1 rRNA gene is annotated in these 259 nt (G+C 46.7%); it reads left to right on the top strand.

Annotated elements, in window-relative coordinates:
* Positions 1–111, top strand: a 23S ribosomal RNA gene (locus M3629_RS28255); the annotation flags it as partial.
* Between the last annotated feature and the right edge of the window lie 148 nt (positions 112–259).

The following is a 259-nucleotide window of genomic DNA, read 5'->3' as shown; positions in this document are numbered from 1 at the left end:
AGATTTCCCAGTATGTAAGACCCCTTGAAGACGACGAGGTAGATAGGCTGGGGGTGGAAGTGCAGTAATGCATGGAGCTGACCAGTACTAATCGGTCGAGGGCTTATCCAATAGCAAGTTTTGATCGTGTGAGTTTCGTTTCGAATCTAGTTTTCAGAGAACAACAACTCTGAATATGCGCTGAACCATTCATCCACACCGCTGTGATGGACCGAATGGAACGCGAATGCATTTGTTTCACAAATGCTCGTTTGGTGGC

The organism is Paenibacillus polysaccharolyticus (assembly GCF_023714295.1).
Classification (GTDB): Bacteria; Bacillota; Bacilli; order Paenibacillales; family Paenibacillaceae; genus Paenibacillus; species Paenibacillus polysaccharolyticus_A.
This window is presented reverse-complemented; position numbering and strand designations above follow the sequence as displayed.